Here is a 17,959-nt window from a genome sequence, read left to right on the forward strand (position 1 = left end):
CCACACGCCGTCGGCTGGGCGATCCCCCCACGACATCGCCCAGCCCGGCACGTGAACCAACTCTTCGCCGATGGAACGCGGAATGCCCCCGCACACCGTGATCCATCCGTCGTCGCACGACGATCAGCAAAGTGAGTTAATCACCCGATTCAGTTTAGGGTGACCTCACGGCGCATGCGTCAGGGCTACCCCCTAACGTGCACCCGACCGCTCAGGCGTCCTGCGCGTCGAAGGCGGCGTCGAGGACGGCGAGCACCTCGGCCTGGCGGTCCGCGACGATGACCGCCGCGATGAGGATCCGCCACATGGTGTCGACCGCGTTGAGGAGGTCGGTCCGGCCGGCCAACAGGTTCGAGATGAGCTGCGTCCCGGTGAAGAACGCGACGAAGGACCTCGCCAGTTCCGCCGGCTCGAGCGGAGACTGCAGCTCACCGAGCTCGATCGAGGCCTGCACCCGCTCCTCGACGCTCGCGATCCACTGCTCGTGGAACGCGGTCGTCGGAGCCTGGATGACGCCCTGCTCGAGGGACAGCCGCAGGCCGGCGCGGGTGATCGGGTCGGTGAGCAGCTGCTCGGTGATGAGGCGGGAGGCCTGGACCAGCCCGCCGAACGGCGAGGGCGCGGTGGTCGGCGCGGTCAGCGCAGCGATCGAGCGTGTGCTCTGCTCGTTGATGACGGCGATCGCCAGTTCCTCTTTCGAGGGGAAGTAGAAGTAGAGCGAGCCCTGCGTCGTCCCCGCCTCGCGGGCGATGTCCGACAGGCTCGCCTGTCCGTAGCCGACCCGGTCGAACATGCGGGCGGCACCTTCGACGACGGTCTGGCGTCGTTCATGACCTCGTTGCTGCTGTGGTCGTCGTTCGGGCATGTGCGTTTCCTGCTTCTGTCATCCCCCGATACAGGGATAAGCGTACCCACTCCGAGCTGAGAAGACGGTGTCGAACGCGGCAGAAATTCGGAACAAGTCGACCGACTTGATCGCGAGAAGATCCCGGTCGGGTCGCAAAAGGGCGCATCGAGGGTGTCATCACCGACCGAGACCGAGCGGACTCACTCGCGCCGGGTGACCAGGGCGAACCGCTCGCGGAGCTCAGGCGCGTCGGCGAACGGCCGCCAGCACAGGCCGTCGCCTTCCCGCATCGCGGCCACCGGACGGAGGGCGACGAGTCGATCACCGAAGCGCAGGGCGTCGAGGAACAGGGTGTCGTTCCCGGCATCGATCGTCAGCGAGCGCGGGTACCAGCCGCGCGCCGCGAGCGCGCCGGCCAGCCAGGCCGAGTACGCCGGGTCCTTGCCGGGCTCGGGTCGGAGCAGCTCCTGGTCGGCGAGGTCGGACCATTCGATGACGTCCTTCGCCGACAGCGGGTGCGCCGAGCGCATGACGACGCCGAGCGGTAGCGCAGCGATCTCCTCGGCGGCGAGCTCGGCCGGCAGCTCGATCGGCAGACGCACGATGGTTGCGTCGAGACGCCCCGTGGTGACGAGGTGCAGCTGCTCGACCGGTTCGATCGCGACGGCGACCGCCGGGACGTCGATGCGGCGACCGGCCTCGGAGACGACCGCGTCCCACGTCGTCGGCGGACGGCCGACCCGGATATGCCGCGCCGGTGACGCGGGATCCATGTCGGCGACGACGTCGATGAAGGTACGGACCTTCAACAGAAAACGCTGCCCCTCACGCGTCGGGCGGTACTCCTCCCCCAGGACGCTGAACAGCTCGACCCCGAGCGCGGCCTCGAGCCGCCGCAGCTGCTGCGCGAGACTCGGCTGCGCGACCCCGAGCAGGTTCGCCGCGGCGCCGAGCGTCCGAGCATCCGCGACGACCACAGCCGACCGCAGCTGACGAAGGGTGATGGCGTCGCGTTCGAGTTGGCGGTGGAGGTCGTGCGTCATGCTTCGAGCCTACGGCGTGCTCGCAGCCCTACCCGACATGCGAAGCCGTGCTCGCATGGACGACCGTACCTCCGATAGTGCCCCTGGAGGGACTCGAACCCCCAACCCTTTCCTTAGGACGGAACTGCTCTTCCATTGAGCTACAGAGGCTGACCCGTCGAGTTTAGCCGGTCGCTCAGGCGGCAGGCGCCAGGTACTGCTCCCAGTCGGGCTCCGAGCGCTCGACGCCCCGCACCATCCACTGCGAGCCGTACGGCGTCCCCGGTGAGACCCGCAGGCTCCAGTTCATCTCCATCGGCGTGCGGTCGCCCTTCACGTTGTTGCAGCGCAGGCAGCAGGCCACGAGGTTCTCCCAACTGTCCACACCCCCGCGCGAGCGCGGCTGCACGTGGTCGATCGTCGTCGCAGCCTTCCCGCAATAGGCGCAGCGGTGGCCGTCACGGCGCAGCACCCCGCGGCGGGTCACGGGCACCCTGCGCGCGTTCGGGATCCGGACGTATCTGGTGAGCAGGATGACCGACGGCCGATCGAACGATCCGCTCGTCGCCACCACGGGATGCGAGGAGTCGATCTCGACGACGGTCGCCTTGTGATGCATCACGAGCACGAGGGCCCGCTTGAACGAGACGATCGCGAGCGGCTCATAGCCCGCGTTCAACACCAGTGTGCGCATGCACGTTCCCTTCCGAAGGGCCACGACGGCTGCCGCGACCGGTCGACGATCACCACCTGCAGCGTCCCTGACGCGCCGGATCGAGTCGTTTCCGGGGAACAAAAAAGGGCACTGTCATGACGACAGCACCCTCTTGACCCACGGCGGAGCCGCGGCACGCTTGGCTGGAATGCCGCAGCACGTAGAGGCCGCGACCATTCGCGACCACGTGGCGACGTATAGCGTGCATCAGCTCCTGAACCTCTCCGAGTTGCAGAGCACCAGATTAACCCACACCGACCGGATTTCCGCACGTTGCAGGAGAATTCCCCTCCGCGCCATCTCGGCTTCGGACGACGGACATCGCATGGTCGCGAACGGTCACGGCGCATCGACGACGAATCGCCTCCCTCCGATGGAGGGACGCGATCCAGGTCGAGCGGGTCGGATCAGCCGACGCCCGGCGGGTAGAGGTAGAGCGCCACGGCGCTGGCGGCGATGGTGCGCGTGTTGTAGCTGTGACGCGCGGATCCCCAGTTGTACTCCTCCAGCGTGACCGTCCCGTCGGCGTTGACCGACTGTACGTAGGCCACGTGGTTGTAGTTGAACCACGCGACGGAGCCGGCGATGGCGTTCGTCCCCTTGTTGTACTGCCACGAGTCGGCCCAGCCGTAGGCACTGCTCGGCGGCAGGCCGTTGCCCCAGGTGAAGGCCCAGTTCCCGCTCGGCGTGCCCGCGTCGCGGTTGAGTCGCCAGGCGACGAAGTCCACGCACTCGCGGTAGTAGTAGCGCAGGGGCGAGAGCCCGCCACCCTCGTCGTCGGAAGCCTGATCGAACCAGGGGTAGTCGTCGCCCGCCTGGCGTGCACCGACCGTGATCGAGTAGGTGGCGTTGCTGGCAGCTGCAGCGGCATCGAGCTGCCGCTGGCGCTCGGCGAGCTCGTCCGGCGTCGTCGCGGAGTAGAGATCGCGCGAGATCGGAGCGTCGGCGACCTTGTCGGAAGCGACGACGCTCTGGGCACCTGAGGTCTTCAACTGCTCCGAGGCGGAGGTCCCGTACTCGGTCTGCGCGCTGCTGCTCGCCGCGTACGCGGGGAGGGCGACGGTGGCGACCAGGGCCGGCACGAGGAAGGCCATGGTGGCGACGCCACGGACGGAGCCGGGTCGGGCTCCGGACGGCTTCGGCTTGCGCACGGCGACCGTCGACGCGGTCGGCTTGACCGGGGGCTTACTGCGGGCGACGCGATCCGCGCCGGTGCGGAGCGGGGCGACGGTCGCGAACGAGGTGTCGGTGGCGGACGTCACGGTGAAGGATTGCGGGGCCGTCGGCTCCGGCGCGGCGGGCTTCGTCAGCGGCCGCTCGTCCAGACGGACCTCACCGGTCGTGACGGCCGCGTCGGCCTCCTCGACCACGGCATCGTCGAGGACGATCTCGGGGTGCTCGACGGGTGCGTCCGGTGCGACGTCGGCGACGAGCGCGTCGTCGGTTGCCGACTGGGACGGGGTGGTCGCCTCCGCCTGCGTCGCGGCCTGCTCCTGGAGTCGGAGCTGCTTCCGGGTGAGGGGGACGTTCGGGGTTGTCTCGGCCTGGTCGGGGCCGCTCTCGCCAGCTGCAGTCAAGTGGATTCCTCCGGCACCCCGCATGAGCGACGACGATCGCGGTGTGGCGATCGGCATAGCGCAGCCCCATCCGACGATTGATGTCGGTTCGTGTGGCCGAGGGACGGGCTAGGGGGTGCCTCGGTCGTCTTCCTTGAGCCAGATCATGGCCTTCAGGACGAGTGACAGCCTACGGGTTACCCCTCAGAAAGTCACGTTTCGATCACGGGAAAACGGGCACATGAGGGAATCCTCATGCGCGTCTCATGCTCACGCGGCAGGGGTCTCCACGAAGATGTGCGTCGCGAGCTCATTGGGCAGCTCGAGGCCGCCCTCGACACCGTCGATGGTGACGAGCACGTAGCCGCCCGCTGCCGCGAAGGTTCCGGCGCGACCCGGCATGACGCCGGCCTGCTTGAGCTGCAGGAGCAGTTCGGGGTCGACCTGCGCCGGTTCGCCGAGACGTCGGACCGTCGCCGTGACCGGCTCGGAGCGTCCTTCGACGAGGCCGACGATGTTGATGACGCCCTGCGAGAAGGCGACGGCGGGGCTGTCGCCGAACTCGTCGAGTCCGGGGATCGGGGTGCCGTACGGCGACTCGGTGGGGTGGTTGAGCATGTCGAGCAGTTTGCGCTCGACCTGCTCACTCATGACGTGTTCCCAGCGACAGGCTTCCTCGTGGACGAACTCCCACTCGAGCCCGATGACGTCGCTCAGGAGGCGCTCAGCCAGGCGGTGCTTCCGCATGACGTGGACCGCCTTGCGTCGGCCCGGTTCGGTGAGCTCGAGGTGTCGGTCGCCCGACACGACGACGAGCCCGTCGCGCTCCATCCGACCGACCGTCTGCGAGACCGTCGGTCCGGAGTGCCCGAGGCGCTCGGAGATCCGCGCACGAAGCGGGATGATGTTCTCCTCCTCGAGCTCCAGAATGGTGCGGAGATACATCTCTGTGGTGTCAATCAAATCGGTCATCGACGCCCTCCCTGCCCGATTGCACGTTCCCGGTAAGCCTAGTGCGCGGCGGCGACGTTCCCGCGCCAAGCCACTCCGCCCCGCGTGGACGCATCCGGGCGCCGTGGCACGACGCCATGAGGCCCTCGCCTCTAGAATCGCCGTATGCCGGAGATCACGATTCCCACGTCCCTTCTGCCCGCCGATGGTCGATTCGGCTGCGGCCCCTCCAAGATCCGACCTGAGCAGATCGCAGCGCTCTCCGAGGCCGGCCTGTCCCTCCTCGGCACCTCCCACCGTCAGGCTCCCGTCAAGCAGCTCGTCGGCCGCGTGCGCGCCGGCCTGGCCGACTTGTTCCGCGCCCCCGAGGGCTACGAGATCATCGTCGGCAACGGCGGCTCGACCGCGTTCTGGGACGCGGCCGCCTTCGGCCTCATCGAGCAGCGCAGCCAGCACCTCGTCTTCGGCGAGTTCGGCGGCAAGTTCGCCAAGGCGGCGGGTGCCCCGTGGCTCACCGCTCCGGATGTCCGTGAGGTGCCGGGTGGATCCCGCATCGATCCCGAGGTGGTCGAGGGCGTCGACGTGTACGCCTGGCCGCACAACGAGACCTCGACCGGCGTCATGGCCCCGGTGCGACGCGTGTCCGGCGACGCCGGCGCCCTCACGGTGATCGACGCGACGAGCGCCGCGGGTGGTGTGGACTTCGACGCGAGCCAGGCGGACGTCTACTACTTCGCACCGCAGAAGAACTTCGCATCCGACGGCGGCCTGTGGTTCGCGCTCTGCTCCCCCGCGGCGATCGAGCGCATCGAACGGATCGCGGCGAGCGGCCGCTACATCCCGGAGTTCCTGAGCCTGAAGAACGCGGTCGACAACTCCCGACTCGAGCAGACGCTCAACACTCCCGCGTTGTCGACGCTCGTACTCCTCGAGGAGCAGATCTCGTGGATCAACGGCAACGGCGGCCTCGCCTGGGCATCGGCACGGACGGCCGAGTCCTCCGGCGCCCTGTACGAGTGGGCCGAGCGCACCTCCTACACGACGCCGTTCGTGACGAACCCCGACCACCGCTCGCAGGTCGTCGTCACGATCGACTTCGACGACGCCATCGACGCCGCGCTGGTCGCGAAGACCCTGCGGGCGAACGGCATCGTCGACACCGAGCCCTACCGCAAGCTCGGCCGCAACCAGCTGCGCGTCGCGACCTTCACGGCGATCGACCCCGCAGACGTCCGTCAGCTCATCGCGAGCATCGAACACGTCGTCGGGGCGCTCTGATCCGTCTCCCCCGCTGAACGCCGAACGGGCGGTCGAACCCTCTCGAGGTTCGGCCGCCCGTTCGTCTGTCGCGTGGTGCGCGAGTGCTACTCGTCCTCGAACCGGTCGTCGTCCTCGTCGGAGTCTTCGTCCTCGTCCTCGTCCGAGTCGTCCTCCTCGGATTCGTTCTCATCCTCATCCGAGTCGTCGTCATCCGAGTCGTCGTCGGAATCGTCCGACGCCGCATCGACGTCGTCCTCGTCGTACTCGAGTTCGATGCCGTCGCGGTCGCGGTCGCGGGGATCCCCGGACAGCGCGACATCGTCGTCGTCGAACTCGTCGGTGTCATCCGCGTCGTCGAGCGCGTCGTCAGCCGCAGCCGCAGCCGCTGCCTCCTGCGCGGCGCGGTAGTCCGCGAGGCGTTCCGACCACGGCACCCACTGCGGAGCCAGCAACGCGCCGTCGCCGGGCATCAGCTCCGTCTCGAGCACGTTGGGCGCGGCGTCGTCGGCGGTCCGCGAGAGCGTCACCGTCCAGAACCATCCGGGGTAGCCCGCCATCGTGTTCGCGAACAGCAGCGAGACGACGTGATCATCGACCACGACGTGCCCGGCCGGCTCACCGACCGTGCTCGCGGGCGTGATCTCCTGCAGCGCTTCGCGCGCGAGCTCCACGGCCGCGATCAGGGTCTCGTCCGGCACGGGTGCCGGCGTCGACTCGCCATCGGTGCCGGCGTCCGAGCGATGCTCGTCCGACTCGGCTCGTGTGTCCGTGTCGGCCGTGACGTCGCGATCCTCGACGGGGGTCTCCTGATCGGCGTCAGGCATCCAGCTCGTCCGCGACCTTGCGCAGCACAGCAGCGATCTTCGTGCTGTGACTGCTGTTCGGGTACTTGCCGCGGCGCAGGTCGCCACCGATGCCGTCGAGAAGCTTCACGAGGTCCTCGACGATGATCGCCATGTCGTCGGCCGGCTTGCGCTTCAGCTTGACGAGGCTGTGCGGTGCCTCGAGGACGCGCACGGACAGCGCCTGGGCGCCGCGCTTGCCGTCGGCGATGCCGAACTCGAGCCGCGTCCCCGGCTTCACGCCGGCCGTGCCCGCGGGCAGTGCGGAAGCGTGCAAGAAGACCTCCTGGCCGTCATCAGAGCTGATGAAGCCGAAGCCCTTCTCCTCGTCGTAGAACTTGACCTTGCCGGTGGGCATGGGAACCTCGCTGTGTGTCGTGCGCAGAAATGCAGCGCCGTGCGGTGATCGCGCAGGAAGCGCGATCGAGAGGACCATCGGTCCTCGGCCCCCAGCCTATTCGGTGCAGCAGCCGCGTGCCTCTATCCTGGGAGCGTGACTGATGAGCAGACGCCGAGCATCTCGCGGCCCGAACGGATCCTGGCCTACATGGTCGTGACGATCGTCGCCGTGTCGATCGCCGCGTTCGTCGCGGTGATGGTCGGCACCGCCACCGGCCTCGAGCAGGGCGACTTCGCCGTCGGCGTCTGGCCGGTCGTGACGATCCTGCCGCTCGTCGGACTCCCGATCGCCTTCCTGATGCTGATCACGCTCATCATCGTGGGTGCCGTACGACGGTCCCGCGAGTCCCGCGGTCAGTCGCCACGCTGACGACCATGGGCGAGGCCTTCGCGATCGCGCGCCGCCTCCGGGAGCTCCCGGACGACGCGCTCCGCCGGCTGACGCCCGACCGCAGGGCCTCCTCCGCCCGCATCGCGGACTTCTTCGACTTCGCCGAGGCCCTGTTGGACGATGCGAGCGTCGCCCGCCGGATGGCACTGCTCGACCGGGACACCCTCGCCGTGCTCGCCGCCGCGCTGGACGGGACCGAGCGCCAGGCGCTCGCGACCACGCTCGGACGCGAGCAGTCGGAGGTGGACGCCGCCCTGGAGCGGCTGGAGCACGACATCCTCGTGCTGGACGACGGAGCCGGTCCGATCAGACCGGTGAGCGCGGTGGCCGCGGTGTTCGAGGAGTGGGCGGCGAGCGGCAGACCAGGCCGTGCCGAACTCCAACTTCCGGCGGCGGCGCCGACGTCCCACGCGACCCGCCCCTCGCCCGACACGGACGCCCTCGCGAGCGAGCGAGCGGCCGGCGCGGTCGGCATCGTCGGCGAGAGCCTCCATGAACTCGACCGCGAGCCCGCACGCCTGCTCGGCCGTGGGGCCCCGTCCATGCCGGACCTCAAACGGCTCGCAGCCGCGGCGGCGAGCACGCCCGAGCAGATCGAGCTCGCCCTGTCCGCGGCGTCGTCGGCCGGGCTCACCGACGCGATCGGCTCGAGCATCCGCCTGAGCGAGGTCGGCGAGGCCTGGCTGGCGTCGGCCACCGCGGAACGCTGGCTCCGCCTCGCGACGGCCTGGCGCGACGCGATCCCGGCCACGGTCCGCGATCACATCCTGACGGCGTACCGGCGCGGTTCCGTCGACCTGGTCGAGGAGCTCAGCTGGTGGTACCCGTTGGCGGAGGACGCTGTCGTGGCACCGACGCGGGCGGTCGACGCGGTCGCCGAGCTGCTCGGGATCACCGTCGACGGGGTGACCAGCGGGTTCGGACGACTCCTCGTCGACGGCCACGCGGCCGACGCGGCCTCGGCGCTCGCGTCGATGCTCCCCGCCGAGGTGTCGCAGGTCGTCCTCCAGGACGACCTGACCGTCATCGCGCTCGGTCCCCCGACGGCGGAACTCGACGTCCGCCTCCGGGCCCTCGCGGAGCCGGAGGGGCGCGCCCAGGCGTCGAGGTACCGCATCACGACCGCGAGCGTCACCCGAGCCCTCGCCGACGGAGACACGGCAGAGGACCTGCTCGCCTACCTCGAGTCCATCTCCCTGACCGGCGTCCCTCAGCCTCTGCGGTATCTCGTGTCCGAGGCCGCATCCCGATTCGGCCTCGTCCGCGTCGGGACGATCCGCGCGTCGGCCGACGCCTCGGCCGACCCTGGACGCAGCAGCTACATCCGCTCCGACGACGCCGGCCTGATCGCGGCGATCTCAGTCGACCAGAGCCTCGTGGCGCTCGGTCTCCGTCCGAGCGACGAGCACCGGCTCACCAGCCGGATCGAGGCGGCGACGGTCTACTGGGCCCTCCACGACGCGCGCTACGCGGTGGTCGCGGAGGACGACGACGGCGCCCCGCTCCGGATCCGTCGGCAGCCGGTCATGCGCACCGCGCTCGCCGCTCCGGCCGCCTCGACGGAACCGGATCTGGTGTCGCGGCTCCGCGCCGACGACCGCGGCGACACGAGCAGCGCATGGTTGGCCAAGCAGCTGGAGATCGCCGTCCGCGACCACACGCCGGTCACCGTGCAGCTGCAGCACGGCGAGCGCCGATCCACGTTCACGATCGAACCGGTGAGCCTCGCCGGCGGCCGCCTGCGCGGTCTGGACCGGTCGGCCGACGTCGAACGCACCCTGCCGCTCGCGATGATCACCGAGGTCCGGATCGCCGGCTGAGCGCTCGCTCAGGGGGTTGCGCACCGGATCCGCCGGTAGACTCGACCGTTATGTCTGATGGACCACTGATCGTCCAAAGCGACCGCACCGTGCTGCTCGAGGTCGCCCACCCGCTCGCCGAGGACGCCCGCCACGATCTCTCGGTGTTCGCCGAGCTCGAGCGCGCGCCGGAGCACATCCACACCTACCGGATCACCCGTCTCGGACTGTGGAATGCACGGGCCGCCGGGCACGATGCCGACCAGATGATCGAGACGCTGGAGCGGCATTCGAAGTTCTCCATCCCCGCGTCCGTGACGATCGACATGCGCGAGACCGTCAACCGCTACGGCCGGCTCGTGATCGAACGCTCCGAGGAGGGCGAGCTCGTCCTCCGCTCCACGGACCTCCCGATCCTGACCGAGGTGGCCGGCGCCAAGCGGATCGCGCCCCTCCTCATCGGGCACCCGACGCCGGACACCTTCCTCGTCGAGCCCTGGGCACGCGGCGCGCTCAAGCAGGAACTCGTGAAGCTGGGCTGGCCCGCCGAGGACCTCGCCGGGTACACCGCCGGCACGCCGCACCAGATCGACCTGGTCGAGGACGGCTGGCACCTCCGCGACTATCAGCAGCAGGCGGTCGACAACTTCTTCTCCGGCGGTTCCGGTGTCGTGGTGCTGCCCTGTGGTGCGGGCAAGACCCTGGTCGGCGCCGGAGCGATGGCGACGGCGTCCACCAACACGCTCATCCTCGTCACGAACACGGTGTCGGCACGGCAGTGGCGCGACGAGCTGTTGAAGCGCACCTCCCTCACGGCCGAGGAGATCGGCGAGTACTCGGGGCAGGTGAAGGAGGTCAAGCCGGTCACGATCGCGACCTACCAGATCCTCACGGCCAAGCGGAAGGGCGAGTACGCCCACCTCGCCCTGCTCGACGCCATGGACTGGGGCCTCGTGGTCTACGACGAGGTGCACCTGCTCCCGGCCCCCGTCTTCAAGCTCACCGCCGAGCTGCAGGCACGACGTCGCCTCGGCCTGACGGCGACGCTCATCCGCGAGGACGGCCGCGAGGGCGACGTCTTCTCGCTCATCGGCCCGAAGCGGTTCGACGCCCCGTGGAAGGAGATCGAGGCGCAGGGCTTCATCTCCCCCGCCGCGTGCTTCGAGGTGCGCGTCGACCTGCCGCAGGCCGACCGCCTCACGTACGCCGCGTCCGCCGACGACGAGCGGTACCGCCTCGCGGCGACCGCTCCGGCGAAGCTCGACGTCGTCCGCCAGCTCGTCGAACGGCACCGCGGTGAGCAGATCCTCGTCATCGGGCAGTACCTCGATCAGATACAGGAGCTGGCCGAGACGCTGGGTGCCCCACAGCTGACGGGCGCCACCCCGGTCGACGAGCGCGAACGGCTCTATCAGGCCTTCCGCGACGGTACCGAACAGGTGCTCGTCGTCTCGAAGGTCGCGAACTTCTCGGTCGACCTGCCCGAAGCGACCGTCGCCATCCAGGTGTCGGGGTCGTTCGGTTCACGACAGGAGGAGGCGCAGCGTCTCGGCCGCCTGTTGCGCCCGAAGTCCACGGGACTCACCGCGAGCTTCTACACGCTGGTGTCGCGCGACACGGTCGATCAGGAGTTCGCTCAGAACCGCCAACGCTTCCTCGCGGAACAGGGCTACAGCTACACGATCCTCGACGCCCACGCCCTGCAGAACGCGTGAAACAGGCTCTCAGAAAAGTCTCAAGAAACGTGCAGATAATGGTGTCATGACCGGACCCCGCATCCTCATCGTCGACGACGAACCGAACATCCGCGACCTCCTCACCACAAGCCTGCGATTCGCCGGCTTCGCCGTCCGTGCCGTGGGCAACGGCGCAGCCGCCATCTCGGCGGTCCTCGAGGAGGAGCCCGACCTCATCATCCTCGACGTGATGCTGCCGGACATGAACGGCTTCGGCGTCACCAAGCGTCTGCGCAGCGCCGGCTACACGGCGCCCATCCTCTTCCTCACCGCGAAGGACGACACCGAGGACAAGATCACCGGCCTCACGGTCGGCGGCGACGACTACGTCACCAAGCCATTCAGCCTCGACGAGATCGTGGCCCGCATCAAGGCGATCCTCCGCCGGACGATGCAGGCCGACGAAGATGCGGTGATCCGCACCGGCGAGCTGACGATGGACCAGGACACCCACGAGGTCCTCGTCGGCGACACCCCCATCGACCTCAGCCCGACCGAGTTCAAGCTCCTCCGCTACCTCATGCTCAACCCGAACCGTGTCCTGTCGAAGGCCCAGATCCTCGACCACGTCTGGGAGTACGACTTCAACGGCGATGCCGGCATCGTCGAGAGCTACATCTCCTACCTGCGCCGGAAGCTCGACCAGTTCTCCAGCGAGCCGCTCATCCAGACCAAGCGCGGATTCGGCTACATGCTCAAGGCCGGAAAGGCGTAGCCCCCACCCGATGGCCGATTCCCTGTCCACCTGGTGGAGCAGCGTCTCACTCCGGACGAAGATCACCGGGGTGACGGTGCTGGTCCTCGCCTTCGGTCTGCTCGTCGCGGGCATGGGGACGACCCCGCTCCTCAAAGAGGTCCTCACCCAGCAGGCGAACGACAGTCTGGTCACTGCCGCCAAGGGCAAGATCGTCGGTGAGATCTCCGAGGACGGACAACTCCAGCTCGACGCCCCCTCGACGCTGTTCGTCGCCGTGTACGACACGAACGGCGAACTCCGGGCCTCGTCCGGGTGGGACGACAGCATCGCTCCCGAACACCCGGCGCACCTCAGCGCGAACGACGTCGCCGCGAGCGGGACCCAAATCTACACGACCACCAACGCGAGCGGCACGATCGTGTACCACGCGGTCTCCGTCCCGGTCACCCTCGACGGGTTCCGCACGGGAGCGGCGTGGGTCGCCATCTCGATGCAGGGCACCGACAACACGATCGCGACCTACCTCACGATCTTCTTCGTCCTCGGTGTGCTCATCATCGTGGTCGGAGCGCTCCTCACCCGGTGGCTGGTGACAGGCACCTTCGAACCGCTCCGCCAGGTGGAACGGACGGCCGCCGCGTTCGCCGACGGCGACTTCAGCCAGCGACTCGCGGGGTCGACGCCGAACACCGAGGTGGGGCGACTCAGCCGATCGCTCAACACGATGCTGGCCCGCATCGACCGCGCGTACTCGGACCGCGGGAAGACCATCGAGCAGATGCGGAACTTCGTCGGCGACGCGAGCCACGAGCTGCGCACCCCGCTCGTCTCCGTGCGCGGCTACGCCGAGCTCTACCGGATGGGTGCCCTCCAGACGCCGCAGGACGTGGCACAGGCCATGGAGCGCATCGAGAAGGAGGCCATCCGCATGGGTGCGCTCGTCGAGGACCTCCTCCAGCTCGCCCGCCTCGATGAGACGCGACCTCTGAACGTCGCCCCCGTCGACCTGCTCCCGATCGCGCGCGACGCCGCGCTCGACACCACGGCCCAGGCCCCCGGGCGCACGGTCCAGGTCGTCCGCGACGAACGCATGGCGCGAGCCGTCGACGACGATGCCTCCGAGACCACCGGCGAGTCCCCGGCCGCTGCCGAAGCACCACCCCAGACGGGCTCGACCGGGCCGATCTTCGGCGCGACGTTCAACCGCTTCCGGCGTCGGCCGAAGCCGTCCGGTGACGCCACCACGCCCGACACGAAGCCCATCGCAGAACCACTGACCCTGGCCGTGCCGCCGATCGTCCTCGGCGAGGAGAACAAGATCCGGCAGGTCGTCACGAACCTCATCGGAAACGCCCTGCGCTTCACGCCCGCCGACAGTCCGATCGAGCTCGCGGTCGGCACGGACGCCCGCGCCGGGACCGCCAGCATCGCCATCGTCGACCACGGCGAGGGCATCCCGCCGCAGATCCGCGAGAAGATCTTCCAGCGCTTCTGGCGTGCCGACAGTTCGCGGACCCGCGAGACGGGCGGCAGCGGCCTCGGACTGGCGATCGTCGCCTCCATCGTCGCGGCGCACGGTGGCACGGTCGACGTGACCGAGACCACCGGCGGCGGTGCGACGTTCCGCGTCATCCTGCCGCTCGCCCCGTCGGCGGCCACGAGCCCCATCGTCATCGCGGGCCCTCCGGCCTGACCCGGCGGCGGGCCGCCTCGACCCTCCTCCACAGGCTCCGGCCTGCTCCGGACTGCGCGCCCGAGGCCTTTCTCGCCGGTTCCGGCCGGTGACGAGCACCTACCGTCTCGGTAGCGGCGATGACAGGCATCGCCCGGACGAACGGAGTTCCCGATGGCCACTTTCCAGGTCGACAGCGACGCGGTCGAGCGCGCTTCCACGGCGGCACGCGTCACGATCGAGCAGATCCAGAATGAGGTGGCCCGCCTGCACACGCAGCTGGCGGCACTCGACGGCCAATGGACCGGCGCGGCGGCGGCCGCATTCCACGGTGTCGTCGAGCGCTGGAGGGGCACCCAGCGTCAGGTCGAGGAGAACCTCGGCGAGATCAGCCGAGCGCTCGCCGTCGCGGGCACACAGTACGCCGAGATCGAGCGGGCGAACGCGAGCATGTTCAGCGGGTGACGCTCCGGCGGCGGCTGGAACGACTCGATCGACGTCAGGCCGCCGCCATGGCCGTCGCCAGCGCGATGACCCGCTCCGTGGCCGTGAGCGACCCGTCTCCCAGCATCGACGCTCCACCGACCGTGATCGTGACCCAGGTTCCGCGGAGGTTCATCTCGAGCTCAGCCCGATCGGTGATCGTCGGACTGACGCGCACGAACGCGCTATCGCCCGTCGATCTCGACGACCGAGACGCCGGGGGCAGTTCGCGCGAGCGTCAGCGAGTCCGCAAACGCGGGTCCAGCGCCGCGGAGCGTGTCGATCGATCCGGTTCGTCCGGACTCCGCGCCGGCGAAGCCGCACGTCTGGCCCCCAGCGACGAGCACCGCACCGTAGGAGACGTTGCTGGACCGATAGCTGAAGCCCGGTTCCCAGCTGGGCGAAGTGAGATCAAGGGTGGACTCGAGCGTTTCGGCGGATACGACTTCGGCACACGTACTCGGCCAGTCAGAACGTTCCGGCGAGAGCGAGTCGTGTCATGGTTCGGGCTGAGAGACGCACTGGCCCCGTCCTGCGGGCGTCCAGTCACGGCTTCACAACGTTTCGTCCGAACATGCCGCGAGGCACATACACGCTCCAGAGCCACCTCCCCCCTCACAGCGATGCAGGCGAAACGACGCAGGGCGCCTCCCGAAGGAGACGCCCTGCGCAGGTGTTGCTGCGGACTTAGAAGTCCATGCCACCGGTCGGGTCGCCGGCCGGAGCCGGGTTCTTCTCCGGCTTGTCGGCGACGACGGCCTCGGTGGTGAGGAACAGACCGGCGATCGACGCTGCGTTGAGCAGCGCGGAGCGCGTGACCTTCACCGGGTCGTTGATGCCGGCAGCGAGCATGTCGACGTACTCACCGGTAGCGGCGTTGAGGCCGTGTCCGACGGGCAGGTTGCGGACCTTGTCGGCGACGACGCCAGGCTCGAGGCCTGCGTTGAGCGCAATCTGCTTGAGCGGAGCGTCGATGGCGACCTTGACGATGTTCGCACCGGTCGCCTCGTCACCGACGAGCTCGAGCTTCTCGAACGCGGTCTTGCCAGCCTGGATCAGGGCGACGCCACCACCGGCGACGATGCCCTCTTCGACGGCAGCCTTCGCGTTGCGAACGGCGTCCTCGATGCGGTGCTTCCGCTCCTTGAGCTCGACCTCGGTCGCTGCACCGGCCTTGATGACCGCCACACCGCCCGCGAGCTTGGCGAGACGCTCCTGGAGCTTCTCGCGGTCGTAGTCGCTGTCGGTGTTGTCGATCTCCTTGCGGATCTGCGAGACACGACCGGCGATGGCGTCGGCGTCGCCGGCACCCTCGACGATGGTGGTCTCATCCTTGGTGATGACGACCTTGCGGGCACGGCCGAGCAGGTCGAGGGTGACGGTCTCGAGCTTGAGGCCGACCTCCTCGGAGATGACCTGGCCACCGGTGAGGATGGCGATGTCCTGCAGCTGAGCCTTGCGGCGGTCGCCGAAGCCCGGAGCCTTGACGGCGACGGACTTGAAGATGCCACGGATCTTGTTGACGACGAGCGTCGCGAGAGCCTCGCCGTCGACGTCCTCAGCGATGATGAGGAGCTGCTTGCCCGACTGGATGACCTGGTCGACGATCGGCAGGAGGTCCTTGATCGCGGAGATCTTCTGGTTGGCGATGAGGATGTAGGGGTCCTCGAACACCGCTTCCTGGCGGTCGGGGTCGGTCACGAAGTACTGCGACAGGTAGCCCTTGTCGAAGCGCATGCCCTCGGTGAGCTCGAGCTCGGTGCCGAAGGTGTTCGACTCCTCGACGGTGACGACACCCTCCTTGCCGACCTTGTCGATCGCCTCGGCGATGATCTCGCCGATGGTGGTGTCGCCGGCGGAGATGGAAGCGGTCGCAGCGATCTCCTCCTTGGTCTCCACCTCCTTGGCGTTGGCGATGAGCTCGACCGTGACGGCCTCGACGGCCTTCTCGATGCCGCGCTTGAGGCTGATGGGGTCGGCGCCTGCGGCGACGTTGCGGAGGCCCTCGCGGACGAGCGCCTGTGCCAGCACGGTCGCCGTGGTGGTGCCGTCGCCGGCGACGTCGTCGGTCTTCTTGGCGACCTCCTTGACGAGCTCCGCGCCGATCTTCTCGTACGGGTCGTCGAGTTCGATCTCCTTGGCGATGGACACGCCGTCGTTGGTGATCGTGGGGGCGCCCCACTTCTTCTCGAGGACAACGTTGCGACCGCGCGGCCCAAGGGTGACCTTGACCGTGTCAGCAAGAATGTTCAGTCCACGCTCGAGGCCGCGACGGGCCTCCTCGTCGAAAGCAATGATCTTAGCCATGTGTGTTTTTCGTCCCTCCCGGACGTCATGAACGTTGTTAGCACTCAATGAGTACGAGTGCTAAGTCGATTCTGGCACTCAGGGGGTGGGAGTGCAAGTGAGCACCGGCGCCCTGAGCGAACTCCCGGGAACAGCCCCGGAACGACGAACGACGCCGCCCACCGAAGTGGACGGCGTCGCAGGAATCGCGTACCTGATCAGCGGCTACGCCAGGCGCACACCCTCGGCCTGAGGCCCCTTTGCTCCAGTGCCGACCTCGAAGACGACCGCCTGGCCCTCTTCCAAGGACTTGTAGCCGCTCATGTCGATCGCCGAGTAGTGGACGAAGACATCCTGTCCACCGTCGTCGACCGTGATGAAGCCGAAGCCCTTCTCAGCGTTGAACCACTTAACGGTTCCGTTCGCCATTTCATACTCCCATTGCTGCGTGCTCGCAGGCATCGACTGTTGCCGAACCCGGACCTGCCATCCGGGATCGGGACCCCGGTGACCACCCTGCGCCGAAGTGGACCCGGGGGCGAGTCGAGACGGGACGGGATGAGCGGCCAGTTCCAGATACTAATCCGGAGCACCGCGCGGATTCACCCCGAAATCGACAAACGGGGCGGAGTGATACGACAACTCAACATGGAGGAAACACTCCGGAAACACGGCGTGCCGGCGACCCGAGCGATCGACCCGCTCCACCCGCGCTCAGGCGGCAGGCTGGTAGTCCGCGCCGACCACGACGACGATGCGGAGGACCGGCGCCTCGCCCTCCTCGACGGGGATCGCGTACGTGTCCGTGATCTGGATCGGGATGCCGCCGAGCGCGTTCGCGATGGCGCGGGCGACGCCCTCCTGCGACGGATCCTGGTAGTAGACGCCGCTCGTCGTGACGTCCTCCGTGCTGGCGTCGCTCGTCCCGATCTGCTGCGTGAAGCCGGCAGCCGCGATCGCTGCCGCCGCCGATGCGGCGAGGCCGGCGGTGGGTGTGCCGTTCAGGACGAGGATGCTGGCCGCGGGGTCGACGACGGGGGCAGCCTCGGTCGGGGTGGGGGTCGGCGTGGGCGTGGCGCTCGGGCTCTGCGAGCCGCCGAAGAAGTCGATCCGGTCGTTCAACCCGAACAGGGCGAAGGTGCCGACCCCCACGAGTACGAGCGTGGCGACCACGGCGACGAGGAAGGCGATCCAGCCGCGTCCCTTGGGAGCAGGGGCACGGTGCGCGCCGACGCGCTTGAGGTCGGGGACCTCGTCGAAGCGGTCGGGCGGGAAGGATTCAGCCATGGTGTGGTCTCCGAGA

18 protein-coding genes and 1 tRNA gene are annotated in these 17,959 nt (G+C 68.7%); 7 read left to right on the forward strand and 12 right to left on the reverse strand.

Going from position 1 to position 17,959, the window contains the following annotated elements; all coding sequences use genetic code 11:
• Nucleotides 1-211: 211 nt before the first annotated feature.
• The 6 genes from IFU11_RS04800 to IFU11_RS04825 form a co-directional block, all read right to left on the reverse strand.
• Nucleotides 212-865: a ScbR family autoregulator-binding transcription factor gene (locus tag IFU11_RS04800; protein WP_079705384.1), complete on the reverse strand. Its 654-nt coding sequence runs from the start codon at nt 863-865 to the stop codon at nt 212-214.
• A gap of 182 nt (nt 866-1,047) precedes the next feature.
• Nucleotides 1,048-1,890: a LysR family transcriptional regulator gene (locus IFU11_RS04805; RefSeq protein WP_192018284.1), complete on the reverse strand. Its 843-nt coding sequence runs from the start codon at nt 1,888-1,890 to the stop codon at nt 1,048-1,050.
• Between the two features lie 78 nt (nt 1,891-1,968).
• A tRNA-Arg gene (locus tag IFU11_RS04810) sits at nt 1,969-2,040 on the reverse strand.
• A gap of 25 nt (nt 2,041-2,065) precedes the next feature.
• Entirely contained in the window at nt 2,066-2,563 is a 498-nt protein-coding gene (locus IFU11_RS04815) for an HNH endonuclease (RefSeq protein WP_192018285.1), read from the reverse strand.
• Nucleotides 2,564-2,991: 428 nt separating this feature from the next.
• Complete coding sequence (locus tag IFU11_RS04820) at nt 2,992-4,161, reverse strand: CHAP domain-containing protein (protein WP_161578543.1); 1,170 nt, start codon at nt 4,159-4,161, stop codon at nt 2,992-2,994.
• A 249-nt stretch (nt 4,162-4,410) separates the two neighbouring features.
• Nucleotides 4,411-5,112, reverse strand: a complete 702-nt coding sequence (locus IFU11_RS04825; RefSeq protein WP_064296556.1) for a metal-dependent transcriptional regulator — start codon at nt 5,110-5,112, stop codon at nt 4,411-4,413.
• A gap of 144 nt (nt 5,113-5,256) precedes the next feature.
• Between IFU11_RS04825 and serC the strand changes: the two genes are divergently transcribed.
• Nucleotides 5,257-6,369 carry a phosphoserine transaminase gene (serC, locus tag IFU11_RS04830; RefSeq protein ID WP_192018286.1) on the forward strand — a complete coding sequence of 371 codons (1,113 nt, stop codon included), beginning with the start codon at nt 5,257-5,259 and terminating at the stop codon, nt 6,367-6,369.
• 86 nt (nt 6,370-6,455) lie between these two features.
• Here the strand turns inward: serC and IFU11_RS04835 are convergent, their stop codons facing one another.
• The gene (locus tag IFU11_RS04835; protein WP_137242083.1) at nt 6,456-7,175 is read right to left on the reverse strand and encodes a DUF3027 domain-containing protein; all 720 of its coding nucleotides are present in this window, start codon (nt 7,173-7,175) and stop codon (nt 6,456-6,458) included.
• Entirely contained in the window at nt 7,168-7,551 is a 384-nt protein-coding gene (locus tag IFU11_RS04840; RefSeq protein WP_192018381.1) for a cold-shock protein, read from the reverse strand. Before IFU11_RS04840 ends, IFU11_RS04835 begins: the two co-directional genes overlap by 8 nt.
• Nucleotides 7,552-7,686: 135 nt before the next feature.
• Between IFU11_RS04840 and IFU11_RS04845 the strand changes: the two genes are divergently transcribed.
• From IFU11_RS04845 to IFU11_RS04870, 6 genes are all read left to right on the forward strand, one after another.
• The gene (locus tag IFU11_RS04845; RefSeq protein ID WP_124768896.1) at nt 7,687-7,962 is read left to right on the forward strand and encodes a multidrug ABC transporter ATPase; all 276 of its coding nucleotides are present in this window, start codon (nt 7,687-7,689) and stop codon (nt 7,960-7,962) included.
• A gap of 5 nt (nt 7,963-7,967) precedes the next feature.
• Entirely contained in the window at nt 7,968-9,803 is a 1,836-nt protein-coding gene (locus IFU11_RS04850) for a helicase-associated domain-containing protein (protein ID WP_192018287.1), read from the forward strand.
• Between the two features lie 50 nt (nt 9,804-9,853).
• Entirely contained in the window at nt 9,854-11,497 is a 1,644-nt protein-coding gene (locus IFU11_RS04855) for a DNA repair helicase XPB (RefSeq protein WP_192018288.1), read from the forward strand.
• A gap of 46 nt (nt 11,498-11,543) precedes the next feature.
• Nucleotides 11,544-12,233, forward strand: coding sequence for a response regulator transcription factor (locus IFU11_RS04860; protein ID WP_056007716.1), 690 nt, complete (start codon nt 11,544-11,546; stop codon nt 12,231-12,233).
• Nucleotides 12,234-12,243: 10 nt separating this feature from the next.
• Complete coding sequence (locus IFU11_RS04865) at nt 12,244-13,908, forward strand: sensor histidine kinase (protein WP_192018289.1); 1,665 nt, start codon at nt 12,244-12,246, stop codon at nt 13,906-13,908.
• A gap of 153 nt (nt 13,909-14,061) precedes the next feature.
• On the forward strand, nt 14,062-14,352 hold the full coding sequence (locus IFU11_RS04870; protein ID WP_064296564.1) for a WXG100 family type VII secretion target: 291 nt from the start codon (nt 14,062-14,064) through the stop codon (nt 14,350-14,352).
• Nucleotides 14,353-14,386: 34 nt separating this feature from the next.
• Here the strand turns inward: IFU11_RS04870 and IFU11_RS04875 are convergent, their stop codons facing one another.
• From IFU11_RS04875 to IFU11_RS04890, 4 genes are all read right to left on the reverse strand, one after another.
• Nucleotides 14,387-14,548: a hypothetical protein gene (locus tag IFU11_RS04875; protein ID WP_161578545.1), complete on the reverse strand. Its 162-nt coding sequence runs from the start codon at nt 14,546-14,548 to the stop codon at nt 14,387-14,389.
• A 509-nt stretch (nt 14,549-15,057) separates the two neighbouring features.
• Complete coding sequence (groL, locus tag IFU11_RS04880; RefSeq protein WP_064296567.1) at nt 15,058-16,677, reverse strand: chaperonin GroEL; 1,620 nt, start codon at nt 16,675-16,677, stop codon at nt 15,058-15,060.
• A gap of 204 nt (nt 16,678-16,881) precedes the next feature.
• The gene (locus IFU11_RS04885) at nt 16,882-17,085 is read right to left on the reverse strand and encodes a cold-shock protein (protein WP_079705369.1); all 204 of its coding nucleotides are present in this window, start codon (nt 17,083-17,085) and stop codon (nt 16,882-16,884) included.
• Between the two features lie 285 nt (nt 17,086-17,370).
• Nucleotides 17,371-17,943 (reverse strand): LytR C-terminal domain-containing protein, encoded by a 573-nt coding sequence (locus IFU11_RS04890; RefSeq protein ID WP_192018290.1) that lies wholly within the window; start codon nt 17,941-17,943, stop codon nt 17,371-17,373.
• Nucleotides 17,944-17,959: the final 16 nt, after the last annotated feature.

Source organism: Plantibacter sp. CFBP 8804 (assembly GCF_014841225.1).
GTDB classification, from domain to species: Bacteria; Actinomycetota; Actinomycetes; order Actinomycetales; family Microbacteriaceae; genus Plantibacter; species Plantibacter auratus.

Coding starts and splice junctions, on each gene's coding strand:
- IFU11_RS04800 (WP_079705384.1), bottom strand. CDS start 865: ATGCCCGAACGACGACCACAGCAGCAACGAGGTCATGAACGACGCCAG.
- IFU11_RS04805 (WP_192018284.1), bottom strand. CDS start 1,890: ATGACGCACGACCTCCACCGCCAACTCGAACGCGACGCCATCACCCTT.
- IFU11_RS04815 (WP_192018285.1), bottom strand. CDS start 2,563: ATGCGCACACTGGTGTTGAACGCGGGCTATGAGCCGCTCGCGATCGTC.
- IFU11_RS04825 (WP_064296556.1), bottom strand. CDS start 5,112: ATGACCGATTTGATTGACACCACAGAGATGTATCTCCGCACCATTCTG.
- serC (WP_192018286.1), top strand. CDS start 5,257: ATGCCGGAGATCACGATTCCCACGTCCCTTCTGCCCGCCGATGGTCGA.
- IFU11_RS04835 (WP_137242083.1), bottom strand. CDS start 7,175: ATGCCTGACGCCGATCAGGAGACCCCCGTCGAGGATCGCGACGTCACG.
- IFU11_RS04840 (WP_192018381.1), bottom strand. CDS start 7,551: ATGCCCACCGGCAAGGTCAAGTTCTACGACGAGGAGAAGGGCTTCGGC.
- IFU11_RS04850 (WP_192018287.1), top strand. CDS start 7,968: ATGGGCGAGGCCTTCGCGATCGCGCGCCGCCTCCGGGAGCTCCCGGAC.
- IFU11_RS04855 (WP_192018288.1), top strand. CDS start 9,854: ATGTCTGATGGACCACTGATCGTCCAAAGCGACCGCACCGTGCTGCTC.
- IFU11_RS04860 (WP_056007716.1), top strand. CDS start 11,544: ATGACCGGACCCCGCATCCTCATCGTCGACGACGAACCGAACATCCGC.
- IFU11_RS04865 (WP_192018289.1), top strand. CDS start 12,244: ATGGCCGATTCCCTGTCCACCTGGTGGAGCAGCGTCTCACTCCGGACG.
- IFU11_RS04870 (WP_064296564.1), top strand. CDS start 14,062: ATGGCCACTTTCCAGGTCGACAGCGACGCGGTCGAGCGCGCTTCCACG.
- groL (WP_064296567.1), bottom strand. CDS start 16,677: ATGGCTAAGATCATTGCTTTCGACGAGGAGGCCCGTCGCGGCCTCGAG.
- IFU11_RS04885 (WP_079705369.1), bottom strand. CDS start 17,085: ATGGCGAACGGAACCGTTAAGTGGTTCAACGCTGAGAAGGGCTTCGGC.
- IFU11_RS04890 (WP_192018290.1), bottom strand. CDS start 17,943: ATGGCTGAATCCTTCCCGCCCGACCGCTTCGACGAGGTCCCCGACCTC.